This window comes from Candidatus Thermoplasmatota archaeon (assembly GCA_035540375.1).
In the GTDB taxonomy this organism is placed as follows: Archaea; Thermoplasmatota; SW-10-69-26; order JACQPN01; family JAJPHT01; genus DATLGO01.
Map to the genome: position 1 here is coordinate 1 of DATLGO010000012.1, position 2,368 is coordinate 2,368.

Consider the following 2,368-nt stretch of genomic DNA (forward strand, 5'->3'; position numbering starts at 1 on the left):
GGCGGGAGGTTCAGGTTCTTCGCAATGCCCACGGCCTCCGGCACGCAGACGCGCATGACGGCCGTGTGGATCTCGGAGGCGACCTCGGACGGCATCTGCGACGACTTCGTCCACTGCTCCTCGAGCGCCTTCGCGTCGCCCGAGAAATGGAGCGTCCCGTCGAGCCGGATGATGCCGACGCCGCCGTAGCTCGCCGTGTACCGGAACTCGACCGTGGCCTCGCCCGCCGACTGCGAGCGCACGAGCGTCACCGTGCTGTTGTGGTCGATGCGGATCTGCGCGTGGCGCTCCGAGGGGCGCGAGTAGCGCTTCGCCTCGATCGCCGTCAGCTCGACGCCTTTCACGGGCATGGCAACCAGGGCCCTAGCAGGGCGTCTCCGTCATGAAGGTTTGGCTTCGGGCCCTCACGTTGGACCTTCCCACCGCGGGTAATGGTCGCAGTCCCAGAGCGGCTCCTCGACGTCGATCCCGGCCTGCCGGAAGCGGATCGAGAGGGGATCGTCCGTGCACACGGTGAAGCCTGGCGAGCCTTGCGGCATCCAGAGATTCGCGAACGCGAGGAAGTGGCCTGTCGCGTCCCGGCCGGCCACGGTGTCCTTCTGGAGCCGCATCGGGAGGCGCGTCGTTCCCGTCACGCGCCCGCCGATGCAGGTGCTCCCGGCCTGGATCCAACCGCGCTCGCAGTTCTGGCCCGTCGTGTAGCGGGTCGTCGTCACGGGGACGCCCGCGTAGCCGATGAAGATCCCCGAGGGACCCCAGTCCTCGTCGGGGAAAATCGTCACGTTGAACCCGAGGATGGCGAAGCTCCCGTAGTCCGTGAGGCCGCGCGGCCACACGCCGAAGAACTCGCCCGAGGACTGCCAGTAGTCGTCCGGATGCGGCCGGCTTCCGCCCTCGTAGGGGTCGTCCGGCGTCGCGCGGCCCACGAAGCCATCCTCGTTCGCATCGTGCCAGAGCCCCGTCCAGGCCTCGAGCGCGAAGGTTCCTGGCCCGACCGTGTGGCGGCCGTCGGACGCGCGCCCCACGAGGGCCGTGCCGTGGCCCTGGTACGTCCCCGCGCCCGTGTACGAGGTGCGCGGCAGGACATCGATGAACGCTCGGTGGTTCGCCACGAAATCGGCGTGCCGACCCGACGCGGAGGAGCCTTCGTCCGGGTCGACCTCGCGCGGATACCGGCCCCACACGCGCCCCTCAAGGTCGGCAACCGGCGTCCCGGGCGCCCGCACGGGCTCCACGCGGCACGCGTTGGGACAGAGCCCCGTGCTCGGCGTCCCGTACGTGTCCATCGTCGGCTGGAGCGTGACCGCGTACAGCGCCGCGACGGGGCCCGGCGCGACCGCGGCGTAGTCGTCGATGTCGACGCGGCTCACGTCCGTGGCCGTGAACGGCCGCCCGCGCGCGTCGGGCGCAAGAATCGGATCCGACACCGTCGTGACCTCGAGCGATCTGAAAAGCGACCCGTCCGTGAAGAGGATGACGTCGACGGTCGTGAACGCCGGACCCCGATAGTACACCGTCTCGTCGCGCGAACCCACGAGGATCGTTTCGGGCTCGAACCAGAAGTCGGGCTCGTGCCTTGTGGGCCGCACGAGGGCCTCCGGCGATGGGTGCGAACCCGGCTCGACGTAGGCCGCGACGCGCGCCCCCGGCACGCCCGCCCACTCGTTCGTCGGGTGCCAGAACGCAGGCGTGCCCGACCCCCTCATCTGGAAGTCCACGTGCGCGTCGCCGTCGAGGTTGTCCCAGAATCCGAGCGCCGCGATGAAGCTCCCCGGCCCCGGCCACACGGCGTCCGCGACAAGGCCTTCCGTTGCGCGGTGCGGGTTCCAGCCGCGCGTCGCGCCGACGGTGAGCGTCGTCGGGCCCGTCGTCGCGTCGTCGTCGGGGTCCCACGCCGCGAGGGCCCCCGGCGCATCGGCCGGGTTCCGCGGCCCCGCCGCCACGTAGAACCCGTCGAGGACGCGGATGCCCGAAACCGGGTACGTCTGGGGCGACGCTTCCCGCAGGCACGCGAGCGTCTCCTCGCGCAGCGCCGCCGACTCCAGGCACGTGAGTTGCCCCGCCGCCGCGTGCGCCTGAAGGCCCGGCTCCCGCATCTCCCACGCCATGTCGAACGACAGGTCGTAGCGGCCCGAATTCTCGATGCAGCCCGCCGCGAGCGCGGCGGCTGCGAGCGCCACGACGTAGACGACGCGCCGCATCCGGTCTCTCCCCTCCTCGAGCGGGGGGGACGGGTCATCAAGCTTGCCCGGTTTTTTCGACGAGGCGCGACGCCGCGGGCGGATCCGGGAAACCGGCGGGAGGACGATCGGATCGGGCGTCGGGGTCCGGGTCGCGGGATTCGGACCGGGCTGCCGGGCGTCGGGAT

The 2,368-nt window shown here is 71.4% G+C and carries 2 protein-coding genes; both read right to left on the reverse strand.

Annotation, left to right across the window (positions count from 1 at the left end; translation table 11 throughout):
- On the reverse strand, window positions 1–350 hold a 350-nt coding region (locus tag VM889_01415; GenBank protein ID HVL47194.1), incomplete at its 3' end, for a hypothetical protein.
- A 54-nt stretch (window positions 351–404) separates the two neighbouring features.
- On the reverse strand, window positions 405–2,201 hold the full coding sequence (locus tag VM889_01420) for a hypothetical protein (GenBank protein HVL47195.1): 1,797 nt from the start codon (window positions 2,199–2,201) through the stop codon (window positions 405–407).
- Window positions 2,202–2,368 lie beyond the last annotated feature (167 nt).